Source organism: Shewanella sp. 5S214 (genome assembly GCF_041439795.1).
Classification (GTDB): domain Bacteria; phylum Pseudomonadota; class Gammaproteobacteria; order Enterobacterales; family Shewanellaceae; genus Shewanella; species Shewanella vesiculosa.
Genome location: NZ_JBGOOV010000008.1, coordinates 170,472 through 177,159 on the forward strand (window position 1 = coordinate 170,472; position 6,688 = coordinate 177,159).

The window sequence follows — 6,688 nt, forward strand, 5'->3', positions numbered from 1 at the left end:
TTTTTAAGTTGTTGTTAAGAATTTTTCCATTTCACGGTAAAATAGAAAACATCCGATTGTAACAGATAGCACATTCACTTTGGACCCCTAAACTGGGGTACGGTTCCTATGACACAAGAGATTAATCTAAAAAGCGAGATAACAGCAACACAAACTGGTCTGAGATTAGACCAAGCATTAGCTGGTTTGTTCCCTGACTACTCGCGCACACGCATCAAGGAATGGATCCTATCTGGTGCAATTACTGTTGACGGTATCACAGTCGACAAGCCACGGGAAAAGGTTTTCGAAACTCAACTGATTGAAGTGACCGCCACTCTTGAAGAAGAAGTGCGTGCACAAGCGCAAAAAATCGATCTCGATATTATTTATGAAGATGATCATATTATCGTGGTTAATAAGCAAGCAGGTTTAGTTGTGCATCCTGGTGCGGGCAATGCCGACGGCACATTGATGAATGCACTGTTGCATCATTGTCCTAGTATCGAGCTCGTTCCACGCGCTGGTATCGTGCACCGTTTAGATAAAGACACCACTGGGCTAATGGTTGTAGCCAAAACGGTTGAAGCGCAAACGCATTTAGTTGCCGCATTACAAGCTCGCGATATTGTTCGTGAATACGAAGCGATTGTATTGGGCACTATGACTGCTGGTGGCACGGTTGATGAACCTATCGAGCGTCATGCTACTCGACGTACTCAAATGGCAGTGATCCATGGTGGTCGCCCATCGGTGACTCATTACCGTGTTGCTGAAAAATTCCGTGCTCATACTCGTTTACGTTTACGTTTGGAATCTGGTCGTACACATCAAATTCGTGTTCATATGGCGCATATTGGTCATGAGTTAGTTGGCGATCCTGTTTATGGTGGTCGTCCCCGCCCACCTAAGTCAGCTAGCCCTGAGTTTTTTGAATTACTCAAAGGTTTTAAGCGTCAAGCTTTACACGCGGTGCGTTTAGAACTTGCTCATCCGTTTACCTGTGAAATCATGACTTGGCATGCGCCTATTCCTGATGACATGGTTGAGCTGACAAAAGCACTACGAGTTGACACTGAGCTTAACCCGATAGTCTATTTATAATGCTTAAGCACGATTGGCCAATACCTGAAAATGTTGCCATTGCGATAACAAATCGCTTTGGTGGTGTTAGTGTTAGCCCTTTTGATAGTTTAAATTTAGGCTTACATGTAGGCGACAAGCCTCAAGATGTATTGACTAATCGTGCGATATTAAGTCAGCAATTTGCATTACCGGCAGAGCCTACTTGGCTCGAGCAAGTTCATGGTACTAACATTGTCGAACTTCAAACATTGACGGCTGATAGTGTTTTAACCTTTGCCGATGGCAGTTACAGTAATCAGTTTGGTCATGTGTGTGCGGTAATGACGGCGGATTGTTTACCGATATTATTATGTAATCAACAGGGCACTGAAGTTGCTGCTGTTCATGCTGGTTGGCGTGGCTTATGTGAGGGAGTAATCGAGCAAGCATTAGCGATGTTTCAGTCTCCAGCGGCAACATTAATCGCTTACTTTGGACCAGCAATTGGCCCTAGTGCATTTGAAGTGGGTAGTGAAGTGCGCGATGCTTTTATGAGTAAAGATCCACAGGCTTCAAAGTGCTTTATTCCTCATAACACCAAATATTTCGGAGATTTAGTCGGATTAGCTAAGTTGCGCTTATCTGCCGCTGGTGTACATCAAACCTATAATGCCGATGTTTGTACCTTTGCAGATCCACATTTTTTTTCCTATCGCCGCGATCAGCAAACAGGTCGAATGGCATCATTAATTTGGCTTAAATCTTAACCTGCTATTATTGACAGTATCCAAGTCTAAAAAATAATCGATTTGTTGATCTAGATTAAGTTTTAACCTTGAATTTACATTAAATGGCCCCATCTTTAAGTTAACAAATTATTCGTTTCTGAATTAATTTCCCATTTTATCAGTATCAGATTCCTAGGAGGTTGTATGAGACTCGATCGTATGACTAATAAGTTTCAAATTGCCATTTCTGATGCCCAATCATTAGCATTGGGGCGCGACCATCAATTTATTGAACCTATTCATTTAATGATGGCACTATTAAATCAAGATTCTGGCTCTATTCATTCTCTACTCACTCAAGCGGGTATTCGCGTAAGCGCGCTTCGCTCTGCAATTAGCCAAGACTTAGAGCGTTTACCGCAAGTTGAAGGCACTGGTGGGGATGTCCAGTTGGCACAAGGATTAATTCGATTACTTAACCTGTGCGACAAACTGGCCCAAAAACGTAAAGATAAATATATTTCATCAGAACTCTTTGTTTTGGCTGCATTGGAAAATAACGATCCGCTCGCCAAAGCCTTAAAAGATTCTGGTGCGACTAAAGAATTAATGGAAAAAACCATTGAAGATATGCGCGGTGGACAGAAAGTCGATGATCCTAATGCAGAAGATCAACGTCAAGCACTGAAAAAGTTTACCGTTGATTTAACCGAACGCGCAGAACAAGGTAAATTAGACCCTGTTATTGGCCGTGACGAAGAAATCCGCCGCACGATCCAAGTTTTACAACGCCGTTCTAAAAATAACCCCGTACTTATTGGTGAGCCCGGTGTAGGTAAAACGGCTATTGTCGAAGGCTTAGCACAACGCATTGTTAATGGTGAAGTCCCTGAAGGGATTAAAAATAAACGGGTATTATCATTAGACATGGGTTCGTTAATAGCGGGTGCCAAATATCGCGGTGAATTTGAAGAACGCCTAAAAGCGGTATTAAATGAACTCTCTCAAGAAGAAGGCCAAGTCATTCTCTTTATTGATGAGCTGCATACCATGGTCGGCGCAGGTAAAGGTGAGGGGGCAATGGATGCGGGTAATATGCTCAAACCTGCATTAGCACGCGGTGATTTACATTGTGTCGGTGCAACAACTCTGGATGAATATCGTCAATATATTGAAAAAGATGCAGCATTAGAACGTCGCTTTCAAAAAGTGATTGTTGATGAGCCCAGTGTTGAAGACACTATTGCTATTTTACGTGGTTTAAAAGAGCGCTACGAATTACATCACCATGTGGAAATTACCGATCCTGCCATTGTAGCCGCGGCAACTATGTCACATCGTTATATTTCTGATCGAAAACTACCCGATAAAGCCATCGACTTAATTGATGAAGCTGCGTCGAGTATTAGAATGCAAATTGACTCAAAACCTGAAGCTCTCGATCGATTAGAGCGTCGTGCTATTCAGCTAAAATTAGAAGAGCAGGCGTTAAGTAAAGAGTCTGATGAGGCCAGCCGTAAACGTCTCGAGTTTTTGCAACTTGAGTTAAGAGACGTTGCAAGTAAAGCGGCTGAGATGAATGAAATTTGGCATACCGAAAAAGCTGCATTAGCGGGCACCCAACACATTAAAGCCGATTTGGAACAGGCAAGAATGGACTTAGAAGTGGCTAGGCGTGCGGGTGATTTAACGCGGATGTCAGAATTGCAGTATGGACGGATCCCTGAACTTGAAAAACAGTTAGATTTAGCTTCACAGGCTGAAATGCAAGACATGACATTGCTGCGCAATAAAGTGACCGATGTTGAAATTGCCGAAGTGTTATCAAAAGCTACTGGTATACCGGTATCAAAAATGCTTGAAGGTGAACGAGAAAAGCTATTGCACATGGAAGATGCGCTTCATCATCGTGTTATTGGTCAAAATGAAGCTGTTGATGCAGTCGCTAATGCCATTCGTCGAAGTCGTGCAGGACTTGCTGATCCTCAACGTCCAATCGGCTCGTTTTTATTTCTTGGTCCAACCGGTGTCGGTAAAACTGAGTTGTGTAAAGCATTAGCCAAGTTTTTGTTTGATACTGAGTCAGCCTTAGTGCGTATTGATATGTCTGAGTTTATGGAAAAGCACACAGTCTCTCGTCTAGTTGGTGCACCTCCAGGTTATGTTGGCTATGAAGAAGGTGGATATTTAACCGAAACCGTTCGACGTAAACCTTACTCAGTCATTTTGTTAGATGAAGTTGAGAAAGCACATCCAGACGTATTTAATGTATTACTGCAAGTCTTAGATGATGGTCGGTTAACCGACGGCCAAGGCAGAACGGTTGACTTTAAAAACACTGTTATCATTATGACCTCAAATCTCGGTTCAGATATTATCCAAGAGGGCTTTGGTCATACAAGTTATGAGGATATGAAAGCGGGAGTCATGAATGTGGTGATGCAGAGTTTTCGTCCAGAGTTTTTAAATCGCATCGATGAGTCTGTGGTATTCCATCCCTTAGATGCAGAAAACATTAAACACATTGCCAGTATTCAATTCGAGTTACTGCGCAAGCGTTTGATTGAAAAAGAGTTCGATATAGAGTTATCTGATGACGCATTATCTTTAATTGCTGAAGCTGGATTTGATCCTGTATATGGTGCAAGGCCATTAAAACGAGCATTGCAACAAGAAGTAGAAAATCCTTTAGCGCAAAAACTACTTCGCGGCCAATTACTACCAGGTAAAATGATTAAAGTCGTTGTGGAAGATGGCAAGCTAGCCTTCATTCAATAAGACTCGCTAACCTGAACATCTAAAGTGGTTATAATAAAGGGAGCATTTGCTCCCTTTTTCGATTATTTACTCTGACAAAATAAGCTGACTCGCTCGGTATTTTCGGCTATTGCAGCTTGTCTTTGCTCTTCCGTCATCGCAACAGTCTCACCAGTGTCTTTATTTTGTTGATTTAATTTGCTGTGAGTTTGTAACACACTGAGGCTATGTTTAGCATTTTCACAGATATCTTTGGCTTGTTGCTTATCTTTTTCGTTAATAATTTTTGCCGATTTCTCTAGTTCAGTCTCAACCTTAGTAGAAGATTTTTTTTGGGGCACATAAGTGCCAATTTTTGCGGGTTCCATATCTTCGGTATAAATTTTGCGAGCATCTACATTTGAAGGTTGTTGCTGACTGTAATGTACAACTCCAGCATCATCTACCCAAGTGTAAATAGTCCCTGCAAATAAGGATGTGCTAAATGCTAAAGCGGCTAAACTGATAACTAAACGCATAATTCCCATTTGAGTATCCTAGAGCTAATTGACGTTATGCTTGAACGTTTCAAAAATATGCTATCTTTGAGTATAAATCCAACATTTGAAACGATAGTGTATAAAGTGTATGCAAAATTCACCCAATCACCCAGTAAAAAATAAAGGTATTTACTTATTACCTAACTTATTTACCACAGCTGGATTGTTTTCCGGTTTCTATGCTGTCATTTCATCTATGAATGGTCACTTCGAGTCTGCTGCTATTGCTATCTTTATTGCCATGATTTGTGACGGACTTGATGGCAGGGTTGCCAGGCTAACAAATACTCAAAGTGATTTTGGTGCTGAATATGATAGCTTGGCCGATATGGTCTCATTTGGCATGGCTCCAGCTATTCTTGTCTACAACTGGGCTTTACAGGATTTAGGTAAAATAGGTTGGTTAGCGGCATTTATCTATTGTGCATGCGCAGCATTAAGATTAGCTCGATTTAATACTCAGGTTGGTGTTGCTGACAAACGATTTTTTCAAGGCCTTGCCAGTCCAGCTGCTGCGGCATTAATTGCTGGCAGTATTTGGAGTGGATCCGAATATAAGCTCGATCCTACAGACATAAATTATCTTGCGGCATTAATAACGACAATGACTGGACTGCTCATGGTCAGTAATTTTCGCTATCACTCGTTTAAGGAAGTTGATTGGCGAGGAAAAGTGAATTTTGTCGTGATGTTATTGCTGGTGGGGGTATTCGTCATTATCTCTGTTGAACCTGCTATTATCCTTTGCCTTGGTTTCTATATATATGCACTATCTGGTCCTGTGATTACTATTAACACCATAAAGAAGTTAAAAGTAGCGCACATGGTTGGTGATGAGCCGATCGCACCAGACCTACAACAAACCCCAATTCCAGATTCGTCTAATGACATCACTCACGCAGGTGGTAATAGCCATAATGCAAATAAGAAAAGTGAAACTTAAAATACACTCAATTATTAGCATAGTGCTTATCAACAGGGTTCACCGTTATTGCTAATAGGTATAAAGAGTAAAGCCAGCTAACATTTTCTCGCAAAACTTAATAAAATGATGTCTTTTTTGACCAATCCTTAAAGTTTGTACTATAGTTTTTATCCCTATTGGTATTAAAAGGGGATCTGGGTGATTGCAAGGTTCCAGTTACCAATAGCTATTTTGCATAAAAATAAACCTCATTGAATGATTTTAGTACTGTGTTGTTTGAATAGTGTTCGGTTGAATGCTGTTTTGCTAAAAACGTTTAAAAAGGCCTTGCACAAAATCTTGTGGTGCCTATAATGCGCATCCACTGACACGGCAGATAGCGAAAGCGGTTACCGAGTTAGGTTGAATTAAGTGCTTCAAAACACTGGATTCAAGGCGAAAAGAAAGTTTGAAAAAAACACTTGACGCCGACACGGGAAAGCGTAGAATACGCACCCCAAGCCAACGACCTAGCGTCTTACGGCGATGTCTGAAAAATCGACATCACGTTCTTTAACAATCTAAACAAGAAATCTGTGTGGACATTCACAGGTATTGAGTTATTCGAAATTGTCTTCTGTTCTTCGGAATGTTGGCAATCAAAAATTTAAACTCAATGCAACGATGAATGTTCATAGTAATATGTACAAAGACTT

5 protein-coding genes are annotated in these 6,688 nt (G+C 41.1%); 4 read left to right on the forward strand and 1 reads right to left on the reverse strand.

From position 1 onward, the window contains the following. Positions 1-108: 108 nt before the first annotated feature. From rluD to clpB, 3 genes are all read left to right on the forward strand, one after another. Complete coding sequence (gene rluD / locus ACED29_RS07800; protein WP_124018019.1) at positions 109-1,083, forward strand: 23S rRNA pseudouridine(1911/1915/1917) synthase RluD; 975 nt, start codon at positions 109-111, stop codon at positions 1,081-1,083. After that, on the forward strand, positions 1,083-1,811 hold the full coding sequence (gene pgeF, locus ACED29_RS07805) for a peptidoglycan editing factor PgeF (protein ID WP_371697402.1): 729 nt from the start codon (positions 1,083-1,085) through the stop codon (positions 1,809-1,811). Before rluD ends, pgeF begins: the two co-directional genes overlap by 1 nt. Before the next feature lie 165 nt (positions 1,812-1,976). Continuing rightward, positions 1,977-4,550 (forward strand): ATP-dependent chaperone ClpB, encoded by a 2,574-nt coding sequence (clpB, locus tag ACED29_RS07810; RefSeq protein ID WP_124018017.1) that lies wholly within the window; start codon positions 1,977-1,979, stop codon positions 4,548-4,550. Between the two features lie 62 nt (positions 4,551-4,612). Here the strand turns inward: clpB and ACED29_RS07815 are convergent, their stop codons facing one another. Then, positions 4,613-5,056, reverse strand: coding sequence for a DUF4124 domain-containing protein (locus tag ACED29_RS07815; RefSeq protein ID WP_371697403.1), 444 nt, complete (start codon positions 5,054-5,056; stop codon positions 4,613-4,615). A gap of 100 nt (positions 5,057-5,156) precedes the next feature. Here ACED29_RS07815 and pssA point away from each other — a divergent pair, with 100 nt between their 5' ends. Beyond that, positions 5,157-6,011 carry a CDP-diacylglycerol--serine O-phosphatidyltransferase gene (pssA, locus tag ACED29_RS07820; RefSeq protein ID WP_259395561.1) on the forward strand — a complete coding sequence of 285 codons (855 nt, stop codon included), beginning with the start codon at positions 5,157-5,159 and terminating at the stop codon, positions 6,009-6,011. Positions 6,012-6,688 lie beyond the last annotated feature (677 nt).